The organism is Micromonospora sp. NPDC051141, assembly GCF_044455765.1.
Classification (GTDB): domain Bacteria; phylum Actinomycetota; class Actinomycetes; order Mycobacteriales; family Micromonosporaceae; genus Micromonospora.
Window position 1 is genome coordinate 262,239 of record NZ_JBITFD010000008.1, and the last position, 22,926, is coordinate 285,164.

Consider the following 22,926-nt stretch of genomic DNA (forward strand, 5'->3'; position numbering starts at 1 on the left):
CGGGGGCGGTGCGGGGGCGGCACGCCGGGTGGAGTGCGGGACGGCGGGGAGGCGTGGCGGTACGGCGCGCGGGGTGCGGCGCGGCGGGGGCGGCGCGGGGCGGGGCGGCGCGCCGGGGTGCGGCGCGCGGGCGGCGTGGGACGACGGGGTGCGGGGCGGGGCGGGGCGCCGGGGTGCGGCGTGGGACGACGGGGTGCGGGGCGGCGGGGCGTGGCGGGGCGGGAGGGGTGGGTCAGGGGCGGGGGGTGGCGAGCGCGTCGACCAGGCGTCGGCAGGAGCCGGTGAGGTTCCAGCGCTGCGCCAGGTCGAGCAGCCGGTCCGGGTCGGCCGGGGATGTCGGCAGCGTCGGGTCCAGCTCGGGCAGCGGCACGTCGGTGGCGACGCGGACCACCTTGGGTGCCACGGCCAGGTAGTCGCGGGCGGCGTCGAGTTTGCCGCGTAGGCCGGGCGCGAAGCCGGAAGCGGGGTCGTCGAGCGCGGCCAGGATGCCGTCGAGGCCGCCGTAGCGGTCGATCAACCGGGCGGCGGTCTTCTCACCCACCCCGGGAACGCCCGGCAGACCGTCGCTCGGGTCGCCGCGCAGCGCGGCGAAGTCGGCGTACCGGTCGGCGGGCACGCCGTAGCGGGCCCGCACCGCGGCGTCGTCGCAGTCGTCCAGCTTGGCCACGCCCCGCCCGACGTAGAGCAGACGCGTCGGGTGGTCGTCGTCGACGAGCTGGAACAGGTCGCGGTCGCCGGAGACCACCTCGACCGGCCCCGGCTGGGTCACCGAGAGCGTGCCCAACACGTCGTCGGCCTCGTAGCCGGTCGCGCCGACCGCCGGTACGCCGAGCGCGTCGAGCACCTCGAGGATCATCGGCACCTGCGGGGAGAGCGTGTCCGGCACGACCTCGCCGCCCTGCGGCGCGACCCGGTGCGCCTTGTACGACGGCAGCAGCTCCACCCGCCAGGCCGGCCGCCAGTCGTGGTCCAGTGTGCAGATCATCCGGTCCGGCCGGCGGGTGCGCACCAGTTGGGCGAGCATGTCGAGGAAGCCGCGCACGGCGTTGACCGGCTGGCCGTCGCCCGTCTTCGCCGCCGACTCGGGAATGCCGAAGTAGGCGCGGAAGTAGAGGCTGGGGGAGTCGATCAGCAGGATCGGGGGTCGGTGTGCCACGCCGACCAGGGTGGCACAGCCCACCGACGAGGTGGGGGAGGCACCCGTGCGCCTGGAAACGGGCGGCCCGGGGAGCGCCGGTGCGCGCAGACTGGCCCGGTGAGCTTCGTACCCGGTCTGGTCCTGGCCCGTCGGTTCCACGACGAGGTGGTGGCCCCGCTGCTGGCCCGCCGGCTGCCCGGCCTGCGGTACGCCGCCGGCCTGCTCGACGGCGGCTCCGAGCTGTTCGGCCTCGACACGCCCCGCTCCACCGACCACGACTGGGGTCCGCGTACCCAGGTGTTCGTGGCGGACGCGGCGCGGGTGCCCGAGGTGCGGGCGGTGCTCGACGCGGAGCTGCCGGGGGAGTTCCTCGGTTGGCCCGCCCGGTTCGCCGGTGGCCCGACGACCCGGCTCGGGGTGGTCCGGGCGGACGGTGACCGGCACGGGGTGAGCGTCGACGAACTCGGGGCGTGGTTGCGGGACCGGCTGGGTGTCGATCCGCGGGCCGGCCTGACGGCGGCGGACTGGCTGGCCACGCCGACGCAGCGGCTCGCCGAGCTGACCGGGGGCGCGGTGTTCCACGACGGGCTGGACGGGGCGCTCACCGCGGTCCGCACGCGGTTGGCGTGGTACCCGGACGACGTGTGGCGGCACGTGCTGCTGGCCGGCTGGCAGCGGGTGGCCCAGGCCGAGCACCTGGCCGGCCGGTGCGCCGAGGTCGGCGACGACCTCGGCAGCCGGATCGTCGTCGCCGGGGTGGCCCGCGACCTGATGCGCCTCGGCCTGGTGCTGCACCGCCGCTGGCCGCCGTACCCGAAGTGGCTCGGCACGGTCTTCGCCGGCCTGCCGGCGGCGGCGCCGGTCCGGGACGCGCTGGCCGTCGCGCTCGGGCCCGGCGACTGGCCGGCCCGACAGGCCGGTCTGGTACGGGCCCTGGAGACGGTGGCGGCCTGGACCAACGACGCCGGGCTGGCCGCGCCCGTGGACCCGACCGCCCGTCCGTTCCACGACCGACCGTTCCTGGTGCTGCACGCGGGTCGGTTCGTCGAGGCGCTGCGCGCGGCGATCGACGACCCGGAGCTGCGCGAGCGGCCCCCGGTCGGCGCGGTGGACCAGTACGTCGACAACGTCGACGTGCTCACCCACCCGGACCGGGTCCGGCCGGTCGCGGCGGCGGTGACCGCGACCGGTTGACGACGCGACCGCTGCTTTGTTCCGGACTTTTCACAAGGTGCGAAAAAAGCAGGGGAAGTCGCTTCCGGGAATTGACATGCGCCACTGCGTGCGGGGATGGTCCACCGCACGGGCGGCCACCCTGGCACGCCCGTGCCCGTTTCCCGCACTCCACCCGTCCCGGAGCTGCCCATGTCACCCCTTCCGCCCGTCCGCCGCCGGCCGGTCCGCCGGCTGCTCGCCGCGCTGGCCGCGCTGCTCGCCGCCGCAGCGCTGACCGCCCCGGCGGGGCCGGCCCGCGCCGCCGACCCGCTGCTGTCCCAGGGTCGGCCCACCACCGCCTCCTCGACCGAGAACGCCGGCAGTCCGGCGTCCAACGCCACCGACGGCAACACCGGCACCCGCTGGTCCAGCGCGTTCGCCGATCCCCAGTGGATCCAGGTCGACCTCGGCGCGACCGCCACCGTCTCCCGGGTCAGCCTGACCTGGGAAGGGGCGTACGCGCGGGCCTACCAGGTGCAGACCTCCACCGACGGCGCCACCTGGACCACCGTGTTCAGCACCACGACCGGCGACGGCGGCACCGACGACCTGACGGTCAACGGCACCGGCCGCTACGTGCGGATGTACGGCACCGCGCGGGCCACCGCCTACGGCTACTCGCTCTGGGAGTTCCAGGTCTACGGCACCACCGGCGGCGGCAGCGGCTGCGACACCGCGACGAACGCGGCCCAGGGCCGGCCGGCCACCGCCTCGTCGACCGAGAACGCCGGCACCCCCGCCTCGGCGGCGGTCGACGGCAACCCGGGCACCCGCTGGGCCAGTGCCGCCGCCGACCCGCAGTGGCTCCGGATCGACCTGGGCAGCGTCCGCACCCTCTGCCGGGTGGTGCTGACCTGGGAGGCCGCGTACGCGCGGGCGTACCAGATCCAGACCTCGACCGACGGCACCACCTGGACCTCGGTCTACAGCACCACCAGCGGCGACGGCGGCACCGACGCGGTGACCGTCAGCGGATCCGGCCGTTACCTGCGGGTGTACGGCACCGCGCGGGCCACCGGCTACGGCTACTCGCTCTGGGAACTCGCCGTCAACACCACCGGAGGCGGCACCGTGCCGGGCGGCGGGCCGCTCGGACCCAACGTGCTCACGTTCGACCCGTCGATGTCCGCCGCCACCATCCAGACCCAGCTCGACACCGTCTTCCGCACTCAGGAGTCGAACCAGTTCGGGACCCAGCGGTACGCGCTGATGTTCAAGCCGGGCGACTACTCCGGCATCAACGCGCAGATCGGCTTCTACACGTCGATCATGGGGCTCGGCCGGAACCCCGGGGATGTGCGCATCCACGGCGACGTCACGGTGGACGCCGGTTGGTTCGGCGGCAACGCCACCCAGAACTTCTGGCGCTCGGCGTCGAACATGCAGGTCTTCCCGTCCGCCGGGTTCACCCGCTGGGCGGTGTCGCAGGCCGCGCCGTTCCGCCGGATGGACATCCAGGGCGACCTGAACCTGGCCCCGAACGGCTACGGCTGGGCCAGCGGTGGCTACATCGCGGACAGCCGGGTGACCGGCGTGGTCCAGCCGTACTCCCAGCAGCAGTGGTACACCCGGGACAGCAACGTGGGCGGGTACCTCAACGCGGTCTGGAACGTGACCAACTCCGGCGTGGTCGGCGCGCCCGCGACCAGCTTCCCGAACCCGCCGTACACCACGCTGGCCCAGACCCCGGTCAGCCGCGACGTGCCCTACCTCTACCTCGACGGCGGCGGCGCCTACCAGGTGTTCGTGCCGTCCACCCGGACCAACGCGGTCGGCGCGTCCTGGCTGGGCGGCGCCACGCCCGGCACGTCGATCCCGCTGAGCCAGTTCTACGTGGCGAAGCCCGGCGACTCGGCGGCCACCATCAACACCGCGCTGGCCCAGGGGCTGAACCTGCTGTTCACGCCCGGCGTCTACGCCGTCGACCAGACCATCGCGGTCAACCGGCCCGGCACGGTCGTGCTCGGCATCGGCTACCCGACGCTGGTGCCGCAGAACGGCGTGGTGCCGATGACGGTCGCCGACGTCGACGGGGTCCGGCTCGCCGGGCTGCTGTTCGACGCCGGCGCGGTGAACTCGCCGGTGCTGTTGCAGGTCGGCCCCGCCGGCTCGGCGGCCCGGCACGCCACCGACCCCACCTCCGTGCAGGACGTGTTCTTCCGCATCGGCGGCGCGCACGCCGGCAAGGCGACCACCAGCCTGGTGGTCAACCAGGACGACGCGCTGATCGACCACATCTGGGCCTGGCGGGGCGACCACGGCACCGGCATCGGCTGGACCGTGAACACCGCCGACACCGGCCTGATCGTCAACGGCGACAACGTCACCGCGCTCGGGCTCTTCGTCGAGCACTACCAGAAGCACGAGGTGATCTGGAACGGCGAGAACGGACGCACCATCTTCTTCCAGAACGAGCTGCCGTACGACCCGCCGAACGCCGCCGCCTGGATGAACGGTTCCCGGGTCGGGTACGCGGCGTTCAAGGTCGCCGACTCGGTCACCTCGTTCGAGGGCTGGGGGATGGGCAGCTACTGCTACTTCAACGTGGACCCGACCATCGCCGCCTACCACGCCTTCGAGGCCCCGACCCGGGCCGGCGTGCGGTTCCACGACCTGCTCACCGTCTCGCTGGGCGGCAACGGGTCGATCACCCACGTCATCAACGACACCGGTGGGCCGGCACAGGGCACGAACACCGTGCCGGTCAACGTGGTCAGCTATCCCTGACCGGGCCTGGGGCGGCCGGCACGCGCCGGCCGCCCCGCCGGCTCGGGATCGCCGGCCGCCGCCGGCTCAGGAGATCCGGGCGGGGGACGGATCGGGCGTCGCCGCGCGCTCGCCGGGCGCCTCCACCCCGACCGGGGCGAGCGAGAGCGCCCGCGCCGCGGCGAAGCCGACCAGCGGGCGGTAGATCCGGACCGAGTCGGCGAGCGCGGAGAAGTGCGATCCGGAGTTGCCGGCGTGGTAGCGGGTGGCGATGTCGACCTGTTCGATCGGCAGCCCGGCCCGGACGGCGTCCAGCAACACGTTCATCTCGTACTCGAAGCGGTCGCCGGGGACCGTGGTGAGCCGGTGCAGCAGCCCGGCCGGGTAGGCGCGCAGCCCGGTCTGGGTGTCCCGCACGTCCCGGCCGGTGGCCAGCCGGAACGCCGCCCGGGTCGCGGCGTTGCCGAACCGGCTGCGGGCCGGGACCTCGCCGTCGAACCGGCGCACCCCCAGCGTCTGGGCGTCGGTGTCACGCATCCGGTCGACCACGCGGACCACATCGGAGACCAGGTGCTGGCCGTCGGCGTCCACACAGACCACGTCATCGCCCGGGCGGTGCGTCAGGGCGTACCGGAAACCGGTGCGCAGCACCACGCCCTTGCCCCGGTTGACCCGGCGGCGCAGCACGGTCGCGCCCCGGGCGCGGGCGTCGGCGAGCACCGCGGCGGCGTCCGGGCCGCTGCCGTCGTCGACGACCAGCACGGACGCCCCGGGCAACGCGGCGGTCAGGTCGGTGACGAGCGGCGGCAGCCGGTCACCCGGCCGGTACACCGGCACCAGCACGATCACGGAACCTCCCGGGGTGGCGTCGTCCGCCGGCGCGGCCCGCCGGGTGGATCGACGAGCGCGTTCTACCCCGCGCGTCGGGCCGCGAATCCCCGCGTGCCGAGCAGCCGTTCCACCCGGTGGGCGGCGCGGGTCAGCCCACGTTCGCGGCGCAACAGCGCCTCCGGGGTACGCAGGCCCAGATAGCCGATCCGGCAGGCCACCCGGGCCGCCCGTTCACGTCCGGCCGGCACCGCGTCCGGGCCGGTCACCGGCACGTCCAGCAACTGCGCGCCGCGCAGCCCGAGCGCCCGTGCGGCGAGCAGCCGGATCCGGGGCAGGTGCCACGGATGGGAGACCAGCCCGAGCGGACGGGCGGGCGTGAACCCGGCCGCGCCGAGCAGTCCGTCCTGGACGGTGAGCGCGAGGTTCTGCAACGTGGTGCGGGAGCGCGTCTCGGCGTCCAGTCGGGCGTACGCGTCGAGGCCGGCGTCGCGGGCGAGCGCCCGCATCAGCTCACCCTCCCGGCAGCCCGCCGGCGGGTCCGGCGCCCCGACCGGCCCGTGCGGCCAGCCACCGGTGAACACCACCCGCGCGTCGGGCGCGGCCCGGAACTCGGCCGCGTGGGCACGGACGTACGCGACGGCGGCCCGGGTGCGGGCGACCCCCTCGGCGGTGAGCCGGTAACCGCGCTCGTCGGCCACCACCCCCCGCCCGAAGACCAGCAGCACGGTCGCGGTCGGCGTCATGTGCCCACGCTACGGCGCGGGCGGGGGGGGGGGGGGGGGGGGGGGGGGGGGGGGGGGGGGGGGGGGGGGGGGGGGGGGGCCCCCCCCCCCCCCCCCGCCCGGTCAGGAGGTGGGGAAGTTGTCCGGGGTACGGATCCGGTTGCGCAGGTACGCGCCGGACTCGGTCAGCACCGACGTGCCGGTGAAGTTCCCCGCCGCGCAGGTGCCCGGCCGCAGCGCCGCGCTGCCCTCGGGCGCGTCCGAGAACGTCCAGTTGGCGTAGCTGATCTTCAGCCGGTCGAGCAGGTCGAGCCAGGCGTTGCTGCTGGCCGTGTCGACCGCGCCGTCACCGGTGTAGGTCACCGTGCCGAACTCGGTGACGAACAGCGGCAGCCGGGCGGCGGCCCGCTGCACCTCGTTGCGGTAGTTGTCCTTGTGCGACGCGGCGTAGAAGTGGAACGTGTACATGATGTTGTCCGCCCGGACCGGGTTGTTGACGATCTCGTCGGAGTTGCTGCCGTCGGACACGCCGAGCGAGGACCAGCCCCGGGTGCCGACGATGATCACGGCGTCCGGGTCGTTCGCCCGGATCACCGGGATGACCTGCTCGGCGTAGTTGCGGATGGTCGACCAGCTCACCCCGTTGGGCTCGTTGGTGATCTCGTAGATGACGTTCTTCTTGGCCGCGTTGCGCGCCGACACGGTGGCGAAGAACGTCTTGGCCCGGTCCAGGTTGTAGGTCGGGTCACCGGGGGTCAGCGTGTGGAAGTCGATAAGCGCGTACATGCCCCGGGCCTCGGCCTTGTCGACGAGCGTGTTCACCTGGTTGGTGAAGGCGGCCGGGTTGGTCTCGTAGCCCTGTTCCTGCACGTACATCGCGATGCGCAGCAGGTCGGCCTGCCAGTCGTCGGCGAGCGCGTTGAGCGAGGTGTCGGTGTAGCAGTTGGCGAACCACTGCAACCCGTGCGTGCTCATGCCGCGCAGTTGGATCGGGCGGCCGTACTGGTTGCAGAGGTTGACCCCGCAGACCCGCAACTGCCCGTTGATCGCGACCGGCGTGGTGCCGGTGGGCGGTGGCGGGGTGGTCGGCGGGGGAGTGGTCGGCGGCGGCGTGGTGGGCGGCGGGGTGCTCGTGCCGCCGGTGCAGACCGTGCCGTTGAGCGTGAACGCGGTCGGGTTCGGGTTCGACCCGGTCCACGAGCCGTTGAAGCCGACGGTGGTGCTGGCGCCGGTGCCGAGCGCGCCGTTGTAGTCCAGGCTGCGCGCGGTCACCGCGGCACCGCTCTGCTGCCAGGTGGCCGACCAGCCCTGCACCACCCGCTGGCCGCCGTCGGGGAAGCTGAAGCCCAGCGTCCAGTTGCTCACCGGGTCGCCCAGGTTCTTCACGGTCACGTTGGCGGTGAAGCCGCCCTGCCAGGAGTTGGTGGTGTAGGTGACGGCGCAGCCGGTCGCCGCCATCGCGTCCGTCGTCGGCATGACGGCGGTCGCCGCCAGGGCGAGCGCGCCGACCGCGCCGCCGACGAGCAGATGCCGCCGGGACGGGCGGGAATTCGAGAACATACGGGAAGGTCCCATCTGGTGGGTGGTGATCGGACGATGCCCGTCGTCAACCTGCCCGGAAAGCCCGACGTGGCGGCCTGGGGAGCGCTCCCACGCCGAGGGTAGAGGCGTACGCCGATACGTGCAACCGGCGGATCAGCGCCGGGAGCGTCGCCCGCCGTAGAGCCGCAGCGCGTTGCAGACGTCGAACACGCCGGGCACGTCCCAGGCCAGCTCGGCGGCGACCCGGCGGGTCTCCGGATCGGCGACCAGGCCGGCGAGGATGACCACCCGGTTCTGCACGGTGACCGTGATCTGCTGCCGCCGGGTGGTCCAGTCGGCACTGAGCCGCTGGGCGACCAGGGAGGCCAGCCGCACGTCCGCGCCGTCGGGCTCCGGCCCGTCGCCGGCGAACGGGAAATCGGGGTACGGCCAGGGCATCATCACTGCGGGAGGCTCCTTCTGCTCGCTCATGACCTCGGGTCGGGTGCGGCACCCGACGCCGGGACGCGGTCGTCGACGACGGAGAACACGCCGTCGAGCCGCATGGTGTGCAACACGGTCAGTACGAACCGCGACGGCGCCACCAGGCACAGCCGCCGGCCGTTCCGCCGGGCCTCCTGGTGCGCGCGGACCAGCAGGCCGAGGCCGACGGAGTCGATCACCTCCAGGCCGGCGAGGTCGACAAGCACCCGCTCGCCCCGGACGTGCCGGTCGGTCAGCGCCCGGCGTACCGCCTCGGCGGAGTCCGTCTCCGGCGCGGCCGGCTGCCCCCCGACCTGTTCCAGGTCGTCCAGGCCCAGCCCGTCGTCGGCGACCACCGCCCGGGCGCTGCACCGGGGACAGTGGTGCGGTCCGGAGGCGAACGGGGAACCGACCCAGTCGTGCTCGAAGACCAGCGTCCACACCACCTCGGCGTCCGGCAGCGTGGCGCCCGTGCCGGTCACGCTGTCGCCGCAGGCGTCGCAGATCAGCATCATCAGGTGTTCCGCCGGTACGACCGTCACACCTCCTCCTTCCGCCGGGCCCCCGGGTCGGGCGGCGCCGACCGTTCCGCCCCGGGCCGGCCGGCGGCCAGCACCGCCAGGATGACGGCCACGGCGGCGAAGCCGCACTGCACCAGCAGAGACACCAGTACGGTGCCGTCCGGCCGTCGGTCGACCAACCCGGTCACGATCGCGCCGAGCAGCGCGGCGGCCACCCCGAGCGCGAGGGTCAACCAGACCGGTACGGCCTTCCGACCCGGGACGGCCAACCGCCCCAACCCGCCCACCGCGAGTCCCACCACGAGCGCCCCGACGAGCGTGCTGACGGTCACCACTCCTCCTCAGCGCGGCGCGGACGAGACCCGGGCCCGGCCGCGCGTGGCCGGGCGGGGCGTGTCGACGATGGGGACGGTCGCGCCGAGCCCGGCGGTGGCCAGGATGCGCCGGATCCGGGGATGCGGGTTGCTCAGCGTGAGAGTTCCGTCACGCCGGGCGAGTTGGCGGTGCACGTCCAGTAGCAGCGCGATGGCGGCGGCGTCCACGTGCCGGCACTCGGCCAGGTCGATCGTCACCGCGCGGGGGCGCAGCGCCAGGATCTGATCGAGCACGTGGGTGACCTCGGGCAGTCCGGCCAGGCCCAGTTCCTCGGTGATCTCCACCCGGACGTGCGGCACGGTGGACTCCGGCGGGGAGGGCGGCAGGCTGGTGGTCATCAGATCGCTTCCGTGACGGGTTCCGGTCCGCTCCCACTCTGGGTGGTGACCGTGGAGGTCACCGGACGGTTGGATGACGGTTCGATGACAAAAGCCACGAACGGCCGGCGCGATTGGGCGAGCCGTGCTGGGCCGGTCATGATGCGCATATGACGGCCGTACTGGTGATCGAGGACGACGACCGTATCCGGCTCGCGCTCCAGCTCGCGCTGGAGGAGGAGGGCTACCAGGCCGACGGGGCGGCGACCGCGGAGGAGGGACTGCGGCGGCAGCGGGAGAACCCGGCCGACTACGTGCTGGTCGACCTGATGCTGCCCGGCATCGACGGCTTCGACTGCATCCGTCAGTTGCGCCGCGACGACGACGTCCCGGTCGTGGTGATCAGCGCCCGCGACGACACCCACGACATCGTCGCCGCGCTGGAGGCCGGCGCCGACGACTACGTGGTCAAGCCGGTCGCGATCAAGGAGCTGTCGGCCCGGCTGCGGGCGCTGCGCCGGCGGGTCCGGACCGTGGCCGGCCCCGCACCCGCCCAGTTCTTCGGCGACCTGGAGATCAGTGCGGAGGCCGGCGAGGTGCGCCGCTCGGGCCACCCGGTGCCGGTGACCCGCACCGAGTTCCGGCTGCTCTGTGAACTGGCCGAACACGCCGGTCGGGTGCTGTCCCGGCAGCAGCTGCTGAGCCGCGTCTGGGGGTACGAGACCGGTGACGAGCGGCTGGTCGACGTGCACGTGGGCCGGCTGCGGCAGAAGATCGAACCGGATCCGGCCAACCCCCGCCACCTGGTCACGCTCCGGGGCCTCGGCTACAAGCTGCAACGATGAGTCGACCCGGACTGCGCGCCCGGGTCACCGCCGCGTTCGCCGTCGGCGCCCTGCTGCTGGCCGCGCTGATGGCGCTCTTCTCGTACGACCTGACCCGTCGTTCGCTGCTCGACGAGCGTGAGCGCACCGCGGTCCGGGCCGCGTACTACGACGCCGCGGTGGTGCGGTCGGGGCTGGACACCGGTGCGCCGGACGTGGTGGCGGTGCTGCGCTCGCTGGACACCGGCAGCGCCCGGCGTCCGCTGCTGCACCTGCGCACCGGCTGGTACGCCCGTACCGCCGACGTGGGCGCCAGCTCGGTGCCGGCGGAACTGCAACGCGTGGTCGCCGACGGGCAGCCCGCCGTGCAGCGCATCCGCCTCGACGGGCAGCCGACGCTGCTGGTCGGCGTGCCGCTCCCGGGCGAGCTGGGTTACTACGAGCTGACCTCGCTGCGGGAGGTGGAGGACACGTTCCAGGTGGTCGGGCTGGCGCTGACCGCGGTGGCCATCATGATCGCCGGGGCCGGCGCGGCGCTGGGCTGGTACGCCACCCGCAACAGCCTCCGCCCGCTCACCGCGGTCGCCGACGCCGCCGAGCGGATCGCGGCCGGTGACTTCGCCACCCGACTGGACCCGACCACCGACCCGGATCTCACCCGCCTGTCCAGCTCGTTCAACGAGATGGTCGACAAGCTGGTGCAGCGGATCGACCGGGACCGGCGGTTCGCCGCCGACGTCAGCCACGAGCTGCGCTCCCCGCTCCAGACGCTGGCCGCGGCGGCGAGCGTGCTGAACCGTCGCAAGGAGCACCAGGACGAGCGCACCGCCACCGCGGCCGGCCTGGTCGCCGACGAGGTGGCCCGGTTCCAGCGGCTGGTCGACGATCTCATCCAGCTCGCCCGCACCGAGCAGCCCGCGCACCGGCAGACCGTCGACGTGGCCGAGCTGGCGCGGGCCGCCTGCCGGGAACGGTCCCTGCCGGAGAGCCTGGTGGAGGTGGCCGACGGGGTGCCGCGCCAGTGGTGGATCGACCGCCGCCGCTTCGCCCAGGTCCTGCTGAACCTGCTGGAGAACGCCGAGCGGTACGGCGGCGGCCCGGTCGCGGTCCGCCTCGGCGCGGCGGACGGGGTGGGCGTCCTGGAGGTCGACGACGAGGGGCCGGGGGTGCCACCGGCGGACCGGGAGGCCATCTTCGACCGGTTCGTCCGGGGGCGGGCCGCGCACGCCCGGGCCGGCACCGACGGCACCGGCCTCGGGTTGGCCCTGGTGGCCCAGCACGCCGCCGCGCACGGCGGCACGGCCACCGTGCGGGACCGGGATCGGGGCGCCCGGTTCCGGGTCGAGCTGCCGGGAGCGGTCCGATGACGCGGCGCGCGGTTGCGGGTCGCGCCGCCGTCGGGCGTCCGACCGTTCGACGGCTGGTTCCGGCGCTGCTCGCGATCGTGCTGCTGGCCGGCTGCGGCGTGCCGGTCGACGACGAGCCCCGGCTGGTGCAGCCGCCGCCCGGTCGGTTCCCGACGCCGGCGGGCAGCACGACGGCCGACCCGGACGGGCGGGTGGACGAGCCGTTCTGCTTCGTACGCGACGACGGGCTGGCAGTGGTGACCCGCCGGGTGGACGGCCTGCCCGGGGTGGACGCCCACCTCCAGCACCTGCTGGCCGGGCCGGACCAGACCGAGCGTGGGCGAGGACTGGCCACCGCGTTGCCGGGGACGGTGGCGGTGGCCGGCGCGGCGCTGGCCGGCACCGTCGCCACGGTCGACGTGCGGCAGGCCGGCGAGGAGACCGGCCGTAACGACGAGGTGCTCGCGTTCGGGCAGATCGTGTGCAGCCTGACCCAGCGACCGGACGTCGACAGCGTCGCGTTCCGCCAGGACGGCGAGCCGCTGGAGGTGCCACGTGCCGACGGAAGCGTCTCGGCACTGCCGCTGACCGCCGCTGATTACCGTCCGCTGCTGCTGCGCTGAATTTTTGTCCGCTTATGCGGCAAACATCCATCGTCCGTTCGGTTGATTTGCTGGTGAACTTTGGTCTAGTGTTGCTCCCACGACCGGTGTGGGGGTCCCACCCGTTCTTCGAGGACAGGAAGGGCAGCATGACCACGATGACCATGGCACCGTCCGCCACCGAGGTGCACCGCGCGCCGCAGACCGGTGAGGAGTCCCGTGCCAGCGAGCTGATCGCGGCGCTCGCCGAACTGCCGGCGGACCACCCGAAGCGGGCCGCCCTGCGTAACCAGGTCATCGAGGCGTGGCTGCCGCTGGCCAACCACCTGGCCGCCCGCTACAGCGGTCGCGGCGAGCCGGCCGGTGACCTCGCGCAGACGGCCGCGCTGGGCCTGATCAAGGCGGTGGACCGGTTCGACGCCTCCCGCGGTGTCGACTTCGCCGGCTTCGCCATCCCGACCATCCTCGGCGAGATCAAGCGGCACTTCCGCGACCGCACCTGGAACATCCGGGTGCCGCGCCGCCTCCAGGAACTGCGGCTGCGCATCTCCGAGGCGAACAGCTCGCTGACCCAGACGCTCAACCGGGCGCCGACCGTCGCCGACATCGCCACGCACCTCGGCGTCACCGAGGAAGAGGTCCTGGAGGGCCTGGAGGGCGCCCGCGCCTACAACGCGGTCTCGCTCTCGACCCCGATCGGCGACGGCGACAGCGCCACCGAGCTGGGCGACACGCTCGGCATCGACGACAACGAGTACGAGCTGGCCGACCTGCGCGCCTCGCTCGGCCCGGCGCTGGCCACGCTCGACGAGCGGGAGCAGAAGATCCTCACGCTCCGCTTCTACGGCAACCTGACCCAGAGCGAGATCGCCGCCAAGGTCGGTGTCTCCCAGATGCACGTGTCGCGCCTGCTCGCCCGCGCCCTGACCAAGCTGCGGGGCCAGCTCACCGAGGCCTGATCCACCGCGCTGATGCCGCCACCTCACCGAGGTGGCGGCATCACGCGTGTCAGCGGCCGATCACCAGGTCGACGGCGGGGGCGGCGGCACCACCGGGGGGCGGTCGTCGCAGGTGATGGTGTTGGGCAGCAGCCACGGGGCGAGCCATCCGCCGTTGCCGCCGAGGTCGGTCACGGTGAACTCCGACCCGGCCGGGGTGAAGTGGAACGAGCCGCAGTTGTTCACCCCGACCGCGCCCACGTTGCGCGCGTCCACGCCGGCGAAGCTCGCGCCGCCGGCGGTCCGGGCGCTCACCACCGACGTGCCGGTGCCGTCGACCCGGACGTCGCGGAACACGACGCCGTCGATGCGGACCTGGTCCTTCACCGGCCAGTCGCTGACCAGCATGATCGCGTTGTAGGTGCTGTCCAGGTAGGCGTCACCGGTCACCTGGATGTCGGCGTCGATGCTGCGGTCCAGCGCGTAGAACCAGATCGCGCCGAGGCCGATGTTCCAGTTCAGGTCGTAGGTGCCGGCCCGGACCGTGGTGTTGCCGGTGATCCGGACGCGGCCGGCGAACGGCTCGGCCCCGAACCGGGCGCCCACGTGGATCGCGCTGCCCTCGCGTACCGGGTCAGCGATGAGGTTGTGCGCCACGGTCAGGTCGGCGCCGCCGTACAGCGCGATGCCGTTGGCCAGCACGGGGGACTGCACCGTGTTGTACGCGAACGTGTTGCCCGCGTTCGCGGTCCCTTCCGACCACATGGCCAGCGCGTCGTCGCCGCTGTTGCGGACCACCGAGTTGGTCACCGAGGAGCGCGTGACGCCGGTGTGGAAGTTGAGGCCGTCGGCGATCTGGTCGGCGATGACGGTGTTCGTGACCCGCAGCCCGGTCATCGGCCCGTCGAACCACATGCCGACCTTGGTGTGGTGCAGGTAGAGGCCGTCGATCGTGCTGTGGTTGAGCGCGCCGCCGAGCGCGTTGACCTGGTCGGTGTCGATCCGCTCGCGGACGTCGCCCTCGATGGCGAAGCCGGCGAGGTGGACGTCGCGGCTGCCGCCGTCGGCGGCGTCGCGTCCGTAGAAGCCGACGCCGGTGTGCCGGGAGCCGTCCGGCGCAGGCGGGTCCAGGGCGACCTCGCGTCCCGTCACGACGGTGTACCAGCTTCCGGCGCCCACGATCGTCACGTCGTCGACGATCACGTGCCGGTTGACCTGGAACCGGCCCGGCGGCAGGTAGAGCGGACGGTCCACCCGCCGGGCGTACGCGACGGCCCGGTCGAACGCGTCGGCGGACTCCCGCCGCCCGGTCGGGTCGGCGCCGAAGGCGAGCACGTTGACCGCGCGGGGCACCACCCGGGGCGGGGCGATCAGGTGTGCGTCCAGCAGGTCGATCACCGTCCAGGCGGCGGCCGTCCCGGTCGGCGCGGTCAGTCGGACCACCTCGCCGGCCCGGTGGGTGCGCCCGAGCAGCAGCCGCTGCTCGTCGTAGAAGTGGTGCGGCCGGAACGGCTTGGCGATCACCGGGGCGGGTGTGGTGGCGGCCGGCACGCAGGAGCACTCGGTGATCCACCAGTCCGGGTGCAGCAGGTCGGCGTCGGGGTCGTTGGTGAACGGGTACTGGTTGTAGAGCCAGGCGTACGCCGAGGTGAGCCGCATCGTGCGGGCGGGCGCGCGCCCGACGTCGACCCGCAGCGGCGCGGTGATGCCGCCCCCGCCCGGCGCGTCCGGGATGCTGTACCGCACGGTCAACGCGTTGGTGGCCCGGGGCAGCGTGAACTCGACGTGCTGACCGGGGAGCAGGCGCACGGCGCGGCGGCCGGACGCCTCGCCGGCGAGCGTGTAGGCGGAGCGGTCGGGGCCGATCACCGTGCCGGTGGTCCGCGCGTTCTCCGCCTCCTGCTCGACGTAGTCGACGGTGGCGCCGCGACCGGCGGTCAGCGCCGGGTCGAGGGCCGCCCGCGTCACCACCGGGGCGGGGCCGGGCGACCCGGTCGCGGCGGTGGCGGCACCCGGCGGTACGACGAGGGCGGCGGCGGTGACCGCCACCGCGAGAATTCTCGGCAGGGACGGGCGACGGCCCGACCTGCTCTCCACGCTCCGCTGCATCGGAGCACCCACTTTCGCGAGGAGGGACGGGGCCTCGACGGAGGCGAGGGGTGCCCGCCGACAAGGTGCCTCATGTTATTCCTGGCACTTGTCGGCTTTCAAGCATGGAACTGCTCGAATCTTTCGGGCTGACAACCGTGGCGGATGACCGGCAGGATGCCGAGTCGCTGTTCATTTCTTGCAAGAATCTGACGTACGATGCCGCGGTGACGAAGCGCTTGACGGAAGTGGCCCGCAAGGCGGGCGTCAGCGAGGCGACCGTGAGCCGGGTGCTCAACGGTCGGGGTGGCGTGTCCGAGGCGACCCGGACGGCCGTGCTGACCGCCCTCGACGTGCTCGGCTACGAGCGCCCGACGAAGCTGCGCGGGGAGCGGGCCCGACTGGTCGGGCTGGTCCTGCCGGAACTCCAGAACCCGATCTTCCCGGCGCTGGCCGAGGTGGTCACCGGCTCCCTCGCCCAACGGGGCTTCACGCCGGCGCTCTGCGCCCGCACCATCGGTGGCGTGCCGGAGTCCGGCTACGTGGAGATGCTCCTCGACCACCAGGTCAGCGGCGTCATCTTCGCCGGCGGCTCGTACGCGCTCGCCGACGCCTCGCACGAGCACTACCGGCGGCTGACCGACCGGGGCCTGCCCGTGGTCCTGGTCAACGCCGGCGTCGAGGAGCTGGGCTTCCCCCGCGTGTCCACCGACGACGCGGTCGCGGTCGAGCAGGCGTACGGGCACCTGCGCTCGCTCGGGCACGAGCGGATCGGGCTGGTGCTGGGCCCGGAGGACCACGTGCCCTCGCGGCGCAAGCTGGACGCCATGGTCCGGGCCGCCGACTGGGGCACGGAGCGCCGCTTCGTCGAGCGTTCCAGCTTCTCCATGGAGGGGGCGCGGGTCGCCGCCACCAAGCTCATCGAGCGCGGGGTGACCGGCATCGTCTGCGCCAGCGACGTGCTGGCGCTCGGCACCATCCGGGCGGCCCGCCGGCTCGGCCGCGCGGTGCCGGCCGACGTGTCGGTGGTCGGCTTCGACGACTCCGCGTTCATGACCTGCACCGATCCGCCGCTGACCACGGTCCGGCAGCCGATCGAGACGATGGGGCAGGCCGCGGTGGACCTGCTGGTCACCCAGATCGAGGGCGCCGGCGTCCTGCACGACGAGCTGCTCTTCGAGCCCGAGCTGGTGGTACGCGGCTCCACCGCGCCCGCCCCCCGCTCCCCGGGAGCGTCTCTCGGGTAGCGATGCCTACTCCCGGTTCCGGGGAGGCGCTGCCCGGGCGTCGTTCCGGCCCCAGTCGCCGAGCGCGACGATCGCCCCGCGCAGGGCCGACCCGCGCTCGGTCAGCGCGTACGCCCGGGTGTTGTGTCGAAGGGGCAGGCGGCGCAGCACGCCGGCCGCTTCGAGTTCGCGCAGGCGGGTCGCGAGGATGTTCGTCGGCACGCCGAGGTCGCGCTGGAGATCGCCGTAGCGTTGTGGCCCGTCGAGCAGCCGTTCCACGATGAGCAGGGCCCACCGTGCTCCGACGACGTCGAGGGCGGCGGCGAGGTCGCTCACGCGGCGGGATCGGCGTCCGTCTTCATCCAGAACGGCGAGTAGTGGTAGCCGTCGGGGTCGTCGAACTGGCGCTGGTACATGAAGGGGTAGTCGTCGGTGTCACCGATCCGCCCGCCCGCGGCGCCGGCGCGGGCGACGAGCTCGTCGACCGCCTCGCGGCTGCCCAGGTCGAACGAGACCGTGACCTTCGAGGGCGTCTGCGCCCCGCCGACCAGCTCCTCGACTCCGCCGACGCTCGCGTACATCTCGCGGCTGCCGAGCATGACGTACTGCTCGGGCGCGATCGCGAAGCACGACACGTTGTGGTCGGACATCTCGGCGTTGAGGCTCCAGCCGAGCGCGGTGTAGAAGGCGGTCGCGCGCTCGACGCTCTCGACCGGGCAGGTGATGAAGAGGCTCATGGGAACCATGCTTGCAAAATGCAAGTAGTCCGTCAAGGAGCACGCGCCCCGCGTGGGAGCGACCTGCCTCGGGCCGTCGTCTCGATCATCCGTCATCAAGTCGTGTTCTTTCGTCATCACGTTGAAACCTTGCCGTTAAGAGTCGGCGTCGCTACATTGACTCCACTCACCGGGGGTCACCCACACCAGTGCAGGTCATCGATATAACCGTTCCCGAAGGGATGGACAGATGTCCGTACCGCAATATCGGAAGGTCGCGGCGGCGGCGCTCGCGGCCGGCCTCGGGCTCAGCCTCGCGGCGTGCTCCACCAAGAGCGACGACTCCGCCGACGCCGGCGGCAAGGTCACCATCACGGTCGACTGCCAGCCGGTCGGCGCGCAGAAGGAACTGCTGAAGAACTGGAACGACGACGTCGCCGAGTTCCAGCGGCAGAACCCGAACATCGTGGTCAAGAGCGTCAGCGTCGGCGAACAGTGCAACAACCCGCCGGACTTCACCGCCCGCCTCGCCGGCGGCACCGTCACCGACGTCTTCTACGGCTACATGACCGACCTCCAGCAGGTGCTGGACTCCGGCCAGGCAATGGACATCACCGAGTACGCCACCAAGGACACCATCCCCACCTGGGACAGCGTGGACCCGGCGCTCAAGGAGGTCTTCACCGACGGCGGCAAGCTCTACGGCGTCCCGGTGAAGAACTACTCGATGGGCCTGATCTACAACAAGGCGCTGTTCCAGCGAGCCGGGCTCGACGCGGCCAACCCGCCGAAGACGTGGCCGGAGGTGCGGACCGCGGCCAAGAAGATCTCCGCGCTCGGCGGCGGCGTCGCCGGATACTCCGAGTACAGCGCCGGCAACACCGGCGGCTGGCACTTCACCTCGCTGCTCTACTCCCAGGGCGGCCAGGTGCTGTCCGCCGACGGCAAGAAGGCCGACTTCAACAACCCGACGGGCAAGCAGGTCCTCCAGAACCTCAAGGACATGCGTTACGGCGACAACAGCATGGGCAGCCGCCAGCTTCTCCAGTGGGGGGACCTGCTCACCAACGCCGGAGCCGGCAAGGTCGGCATGTTCATCGGCGCGCCGGACGCCACCCAGGCGATCGTCAGCCAGTTCCAGGGCAAGTACCAGGACTGGGCGATGGGCCCGCTGCCCGGCCAGGACGGGCCGGCCAAGGCGACGCTCGGCGGCGGCGAGGGTTACTTCTTCAAGAAGGGCCTGAGCCCGGAGCAGGTCAAGGCCGGTCTGAAGTGGATCGCCTACCAGAAGCTCACGCCCGGCAAGGGCCAGTTCGACTACGTCCGGGCCAAGCCGCAGAACTACCCGGTGGGCCTGCCCCAGCCGCTGCTGTTCACCAACGGCAGCGACGCGCAGAAGCAGGAACTGGAACTCCGCAAGGCCAACGCCAACGTGGACACCACCAACTTCACGGCCTTCGAGGCGAACCCGGTGCCGATCAAGGGGGAGCCGCGCAACGCCCAGGCCATCTACGCGGTGCTCGACGCCGCGATGTCCGGGGTGCTGACCAACCCGAACGCGAACATCGACACCCTGCTCAAGACCGCCGAGGACAAGGTCAACCAGCTCCTCGCCGCCGGTAGCTGACCCGACCGGGGTGGGGGCCGGCCGCACCGGCCCCCACCCACTACCGCAGGAGTTGCCTTGGCGCTCACCACCGCCCCGGGTGCCACCCGCCGACCCGGCCGTCCCGCACCGCCGCCGCGGCAGACCGCCGCGCGCCGCGCCGGGCTCGGCCGGAAGGTACGGGACAACCTGACCGGGCACACGTTCCTCATCGGCGCGGTCGCCTGCTTCGCCGTCTTCTCCTGGTACCCGATGGTCCGCGGCGTGGTGATGAGCTTCCAGCGCACCCGGCGCGGCGAGACCACCTGGGTCGGCTGGGACAACTACACCCGGATCATCGCCGACCCGAGCTTCTGGACCGCCTGGAAGAACACGTTCGTCTTCACCGGCCTCGCGCTCGTGCTCGGCTACGCGGTGCCGTTCTTCGTGGCGATCCTGCTCAACGAGCTGCGCCACGCGAAGGGCTACCTGCGGGCGCTGGTCTACCTGCCGGTGATGCTGCCGCCGGCGTCCGCGCTGTTCCTGTTCAAGTTCTACGCGTACGACCCGAGTGAGGCGGGACTGTTCAACGCGGTCCTCACCGCGCTGGGGCTGCCCACCTCGGAGTGGATGCAGTCGCCGACGATGACGATGCCGGCCATGGTGCTGGCGTCGACCTGGATGAACATGGGCGGCGCGGTGCTGATCTACCTGGCCGCGTTGCAGAACATCCCCGGCGAGCTGTACGAGGCCGCCGAGATCGACGGGGCCGGAGTGTGGCGGCGGATCGCGCACGTGACGGTCCCGCAGACCCGGCTGATCCTGGCGCTGCTGGCGATGCTCCAGATCGTCGCCACCATGCAGCTCTTCATCGAGCCGCTGATCCTCGCCAACGGCGCCGGCACCGAGGACTCGGCGACGTCGGTGGCGTACCTGATCTATCAGCACGGCTTCTTCCAGAACGACCTCAACGGCGCCGCCGCGCTCGGCGTGATCATGCTGGTGGTGCTGGCCGGGTTCTCCGCCGTCTACGTGCGACTAACCGCGAGACAGGACTAGGACATGGCCGTCGACTCCGCCACCCGTACCCTCATCTCCCCGGCCCAACTGCGGCGCGGACGCGGCCGGGTCCTCTACTGGGCCGTGCTCGCCGTCGTGGTGGTGGCGTTCACGCTCGTCTTCCTCGGCCCGCTCTACTGGATGGTCACCGGCGCGCTCAAGAGCGGCCAGGAGATCGCGCAGACGCCGCCGTCGCTGTTCCCGCGCGACCCGCAGCCGCAGAACTACGTCGACGCGTGGACCAACCTCGACCTGGCGAAACTGCTGTTCAACACGTTCTACTACGCCACCGGCGCGGTGCTGTTCCAGCTCGTGTTCGACACCGCCGCCGCGTACGCGTTGTCGAAGCTGCGTCCGGTGCTGGGCGGGCTGATCCTCGGCCTGATGCTGGCGACGTTGATGATCCCGGCGATGGTGCTGATCGTCCCGCAGTACGTGACCGTGATCGACCTGCCGATCGTGCACGTCAACCTGCTCGACTCGCCGTTCGCGATCTGGCTGCCCCTGGTCGCCAACGCGTTCAACATCTTCCTGCTCAAGCGGTTCTTCGACTCGATCCCGGAGGACCTGATGTCGGCCGCCGTGATGGACGGCGCGTCGCCGCTGCGCACACTCTGGTCGATCGTGCTGCCGATGTCCCGTCCGATCCTCGGCGTGGTGGCGATCTTCGCGGTGACCGCGGTGTGGAAGGACTTCCTCTGGCCGAAGCTGGTCATGCCGTCACCCGAGACGCGCACGGTCAGCGTCGGCATCTACGCCTTCGCCGGCGGCACCCCGATGAACGTGGTGATCGCCGCGTCGGTGATCGCCGCGATCCCCACCGTCGTGCTGTTCCTGATCTTCCAACGGAACATCATGTCCGGCCTGACCACCGGCGGACTCAAGGGCTGACCGGGCACCGCCGCCCGTCGCATCAGAACCGACCCGCAGAAAGCAGGTGACCGTGTCCATGGTCGACACTAGCCCGTGGTGGCGCTCCGCGGTGATCTACCAGGTCTATCCGCGCAGCTTCGCCGACGGCAACGGCGACGGGATCGGTGACGTCGCCGGCATCCGGTCCCGCCTGGACCACCTCGCCGCGCTCGGCGTCGACGCGATCTGGTTCAGCCCCTGGTACCCGTCGCCGATGGCCGACGCCGGCTACGACGTGGCCGACTACCGCGACATCGACCCGGTGTTCGGCACGCTCGCCGAGGTCGAGGCGCTGATCAGCGAGGCGCACGCGCTCGGCATCCGGACCATCGTCGACGTGGTGCCGAACCACTGCTCGGACGCGCACCCGTGGTTCCAGGCGGCGCTGGCCGGCGGTCCGGACGCGCCGGAACGGGACCTGTTCTGGTTCCGGGCCGGTCGGGGCCCGGACGGCTCCCGGCCGCCGACCGACTGGACCGGCGAGTTCGGCGGCCCGACCTGGACCCGCACCACCGATCCGGACGGCTCGCCCGGCGACTGGTACCTGCACCTGTTCGCGCCGCAGCAACCGGACTTCAACTGGGACCACCCCCGGGTGCGCGCCGAGTTCGAGGACGTCCTGCGGTTCTGGTTCGACCGGGGCGTGGACGGCATCCGCATCGACTCGGCCGGCCTGCTGGTCAAGGACGGCACCCTGCCCGAGGTCCACCCGGACCGGCCGCACCCGTTCCGCGACCAGGACGGCGTGCACGACGTCTACCGGGCCTGGCGACGGATCGCCGACAGCTACCCGGGCGAGCGGGCGCTGGTCGGTGAGGTGTGGCTGCCGGACCGGCAGCGGTTCGCGAACTACCTGCGCCCGGACGAGCTGCACACCGCGTTCAACTTCGACTTCCTCGGCTGCGCCTGGGACGCCGCCGCGATGCGGGACAGCATCGACGGCACGCTGGCCGCGCACGCGCCGGTCGGCGCGCCGGCCACCTGGGTGCTCTCCAACCACGACGTCACCCGGCACGTCACCCGCTACGGCCGGGCCGACACCACGTTCAGCTTCGCCGCCAAGCGTGAGGGCATCCCCACCGACCTGGAGCTGGGCACCCGCCGGGCCCGTGCCGCCGCGCTGCTCAGTCTCGCGCTGCCCGGCGCCGCCTACGTCTACCAGGGCGAGGAGCTGGGGCTCTGGGAGGTCGAGGACATCCCGTACGAGCTGCGGCAGGACCCGATGTGGGAACGCTCCGGACGGGTCGACCCGGGCCGGGACGGCTGCCGGGTGCCGCTGCCCTGGCAGGGCGACACGCCGCCGTTCGGGTTCAGCCCCGACGACGCCACCGCCGCGCCGTGGCTGCCGCAGCCGGCGGACTGGAAGGACCGTACCGCCCGCGCCCAGACCGGCGACCCGCACTCGATGCTGGAGCTGTACCGGGCGGCGCTGGCCGCGCGCCGGGCCGAACCGGCGCTCGGCGACGGCGCGTTGCGCTGGCTGCCCGCACCGGACGGGGTGCTCGCGTTCGCCCGCGAACCCGGGTTCACCTGCCTGGTCAACCTGGGCCGCGAGGCCGTGCCGCTGCCCGCGCACGACCGGCTGCTGCTGGCCAGCGGCCCACTCGACGACGACCGGCTGCCACCGGACACCGCGGTCTGGCTGCGTACCGGATCGCGCTGAACCGCGGTGGCGCCGGCGGCTCCGTCCCGCCGTCGGCGTCACCGCGCCGCACCACACCGGCGGCCCGTCCCGGCCGCCGCGGAACACCTGGGGAGGAAGGAACCGCACCGCCGCAACGGGGGATCTGGCCACCGACGA

22 protein-coding genes are annotated in these 22,926 nt (G+C 72.8%); 11 read left to right on the forward strand and 11 right to left on the reverse strand.

Annotated elements, in window-relative coordinates:
- Window positions 1-232 precede the first annotated feature (232 nt).
- Window positions 233-1,156, reverse strand: a complete 924-nt coding sequence (locus tag ACIA6B_RS17860; protein WP_396774523.1) for a 5'-3' exonuclease H3TH domain-containing protein — start codon at window positions 1,154-1,156, stop codon at window positions 233-235.
- Between the two features lie 99 nt (window positions 1,157-1,255).
- On the opposite strand from ACIA6B_RS17860, the gene ACIA6B_RS17865 reads away from it, so the two are divergent.
- On the forward strand, window positions 1,256-2,332 hold the full coding sequence (locus ACIA6B_RS17865; protein WP_396774525.1) for a DUF4037 domain-containing protein: 1,077 nt from the start codon (window positions 1,256-1,258) through the stop codon (window positions 2,330-2,332).
- Window positions 2,333-2,503: 171 nt separating this feature from the next.
- Window positions 2,504-5,080, forward strand: a complete 2,577-nt coding sequence (locus ACIA6B_RS17870; RefSeq protein ID WP_396774527.1) for a discoidin domain-containing protein — start codon at window positions 2,504-2,506, stop codon at window positions 5,078-5,080.
- 66 nt (window positions 5,081-5,146) lie between these two features.
- Here ACIA6B_RS17870 and ACIA6B_RS17875 read toward each other — a convergent pair whose 3' ends face one another.
- The 7 genes from ACIA6B_RS17875 to ACIA6B_RS17905 form a co-directional block, all read right to left on the reverse strand.
- On the reverse strand, window positions 5,147-5,908 hold the full coding sequence (locus ACIA6B_RS17875; protein ID WP_396774529.1) for a glycosyltransferase family 2 protein: 762 nt from the start codon (window positions 5,906-5,908) through the stop codon (window positions 5,147-5,149).
- A 62-nt stretch (window positions 5,909-5,970) separates the two neighbouring features.
- Window positions 5,971-6,633, reverse strand: coding sequence for a YdcF family protein (locus tag ACIA6B_RS17880; RefSeq protein ID WP_396774531.1), 663 nt, complete (start codon window positions 6,631-6,633; stop codon window positions 5,971-5,973).
- Window positions 6,634-6,735: 102 nt separating this feature from the next.
- Window positions 6,736-8,172: a cellulase family glycosylhydrolase gene (locus tag ACIA6B_RS17885; protein WP_396774613.1), complete on the reverse strand. Its 1,437-nt coding sequence runs from the start codon at window positions 8,170-8,172 to the stop codon at window positions 6,736-6,738.
- A 135-nt stretch (window positions 8,173-8,307) separates the two neighbouring features.
- Window positions 8,308-8,598 (reverse strand): BON domain-containing protein, encoded by a 291-nt coding sequence (locus ACIA6B_RS17890; protein ID WP_281942650.1) that lies wholly within the window; start codon window positions 8,596-8,598, stop codon window positions 8,308-8,310.
- A gap of 23 nt (window positions 8,599-8,621) precedes the next feature.
- Window positions 8,622-9,158 (reverse strand): STAS domain-containing protein, encoded by a 537-nt coding sequence (locus ACIA6B_RS17895; RefSeq protein WP_396774532.1) that lies wholly within the window; start codon window positions 9,156-9,158, stop codon window positions 8,622-8,624.
- Window positions 9,155-9,469 (reverse strand): hypothetical protein, encoded by a 315-nt coding sequence (locus tag ACIA6B_RS17900; RefSeq protein WP_396774533.1) that lies wholly within the window; start codon window positions 9,467-9,469, stop codon window positions 9,155-9,157. Before ACIA6B_RS17900 ends, ACIA6B_RS17895 begins: the two co-directional genes overlap by 4 nt.
- A gap of 9 nt (window positions 9,470-9,478) precedes the next feature.
- Complete coding sequence (locus ACIA6B_RS17905; RefSeq protein WP_396774534.1) at window positions 9,479-9,850, reverse strand: STAS domain-containing protein; 372 nt, start codon at window positions 9,848-9,850, stop codon at window positions 9,479-9,481.
- A gap of 149 nt (window positions 9,851-9,999) precedes the next feature.
- Between ACIA6B_RS17905 and ACIA6B_RS17910 the strand changes: the two genes are divergently transcribed.
- The 4 genes from ACIA6B_RS17910 to ACIA6B_RS17925 all read left to right on the forward strand — a co-directional run bounded on the left by ACIA6B_RS17910 (window position 10,000) and on the right by ACIA6B_RS17925 (window position 13,560).
- Window positions 10,000-10,674, forward strand: a complete 675-nt coding sequence (locus ACIA6B_RS17910; protein ID WP_396774536.1) for a response regulator transcription factor — start codon at window positions 10,000-10,002, stop codon at window positions 10,672-10,674.
- The gene (locus tag ACIA6B_RS17915; protein WP_396774538.1) at window positions 10,671-12,020 is read left to right on the forward strand and encodes an ATP-binding protein; all 1,350 of its coding nucleotides are present in this window, start codon (window positions 10,671-10,673) and stop codon (window positions 12,018-12,020) included. The genes ACIA6B_RS17910 and ACIA6B_RS17915 overlap by 4 nt, the downstream gene beginning before the upstream one ends.
- Entirely contained in the window at window positions 12,017-12,622 is a 606-nt protein-coding gene (locus ACIA6B_RS17920) for a GerMN domain-containing protein (protein ID WP_396774540.1), read from the forward strand. The genes ACIA6B_RS17915 and ACIA6B_RS17920 overlap by 4 nt, the downstream gene beginning before the upstream one ends.
- 128 nt (window positions 12,623-12,750) lie before the next feature.
- Window positions 12,751-13,560 carry a SigB/SigF/SigG family RNA polymerase sigma factor gene (locus tag ACIA6B_RS17925; protein ID WP_107155617.1) on the forward strand — a complete coding sequence of 270 codons (810 nt, stop codon included), beginning with the start codon at window positions 12,751-12,753 and terminating at the stop codon, window positions 13,558-13,560.
- A gap of 60 nt (window positions 13,561-13,620) precedes the next feature.
- Here ACIA6B_RS17925 and ACIA6B_RS17930 read toward each other — a convergent pair whose 3' ends face one another.
- The gene (locus ACIA6B_RS17930; protein WP_396774542.1) at window positions 13,621-15,648 is read right to left on the reverse strand and encodes a glycosyl hydrolase family 28-related protein; all 2,028 of its coding nucleotides are present in this window, start codon (window positions 15,646-15,648) and stop codon (window positions 13,621-13,623) included.
- Between the two features lie 206 nt (window positions 15,649-15,854).
- Here ACIA6B_RS17930 and ACIA6B_RS17935 point away from each other — a divergent pair, with 206 nt between their 5' ends.
- The gene (locus tag ACIA6B_RS17935; RefSeq protein WP_396774544.1) at window positions 15,855-16,874 is read left to right on the forward strand and encodes a LacI family DNA-binding transcriptional regulator; all 1,020 of its coding nucleotides are present in this window, start codon (window positions 15,855-15,857) and stop codon (window positions 16,872-16,874) included.
- A gap of 6 nt (window positions 16,875-16,880) precedes the next feature.
- Here ACIA6B_RS17935 and ACIA6B_RS17940 read toward each other — a convergent pair whose 3' ends face one another.
- Window positions 16,881-17,189: a winged helix-turn-helix transcriptional regulator gene (locus ACIA6B_RS17940; protein WP_396774546.1), complete on the reverse strand. Its 309-nt coding sequence runs from the start codon at window positions 17,187-17,189 to the stop codon at window positions 16,881-16,883.
- Window positions 17,186-17,590 (reverse strand): VOC family protein, encoded by a 405-nt coding sequence (locus tag ACIA6B_RS17945; protein WP_396774548.1) that lies wholly within the window; start codon window positions 17,588-17,590, stop codon window positions 17,186-17,188. The genes ACIA6B_RS17940 and ACIA6B_RS17945 overlap by 4 nt, the downstream gene beginning before the upstream one ends.
- A gap of 229 nt (window positions 17,591-17,819) precedes the next feature.
- Here ACIA6B_RS17945 and ACIA6B_RS17950 point away from each other — a divergent pair, with 229 nt between their 5' ends.
- From ACIA6B_RS17950 to ACIA6B_RS17965, 4 genes are read left to right on the forward strand one after another with little or no spacing between them, the layout of a single operon-like run.
- On the forward strand, window positions 17,820-19,196 hold the full coding sequence (locus ACIA6B_RS17950) for an ABC transporter substrate-binding protein (RefSeq protein ID WP_396763122.1): 1,377 nt from the start codon (window positions 17,820-17,822) through the stop codon (window positions 19,194-19,196).
- Window positions 19,197-19,253: 57 nt separating this feature from the next.
- Window positions 19,254-20,213 carry a carbohydrate ABC transporter permease gene (locus ACIA6B_RS17955; RefSeq protein WP_396774549.1) on the forward strand — a complete coding sequence of 320 codons (960 nt, stop codon included), beginning with the start codon at window positions 19,254-19,256 and terminating at the stop codon, window positions 20,211-20,213.
- Window positions 20,214-20,216: 3 nt separating this feature from the next.
- The gene (locus ACIA6B_RS17960; RefSeq protein WP_396774551.1) at window positions 20,217-21,104 is read left to right on the forward strand and encodes a carbohydrate ABC transporter permease; all 888 of its coding nucleotides are present in this window, start codon (window positions 20,217-20,219) and stop codon (window positions 21,102-21,104) included.
- A gap of 58 nt (window positions 21,105-21,162) precedes the next feature.
- On the forward strand, window positions 21,163-22,788 hold the full coding sequence (locus ACIA6B_RS17965) for an alpha-amylase family glycosyl hydrolase (protein WP_396774553.1): 1,626 nt from the start codon (window positions 21,163-21,165) through the stop codon (window positions 22,786-22,788).
- Window positions 22,789-22,926: the final 138 nt, after the last annotated feature.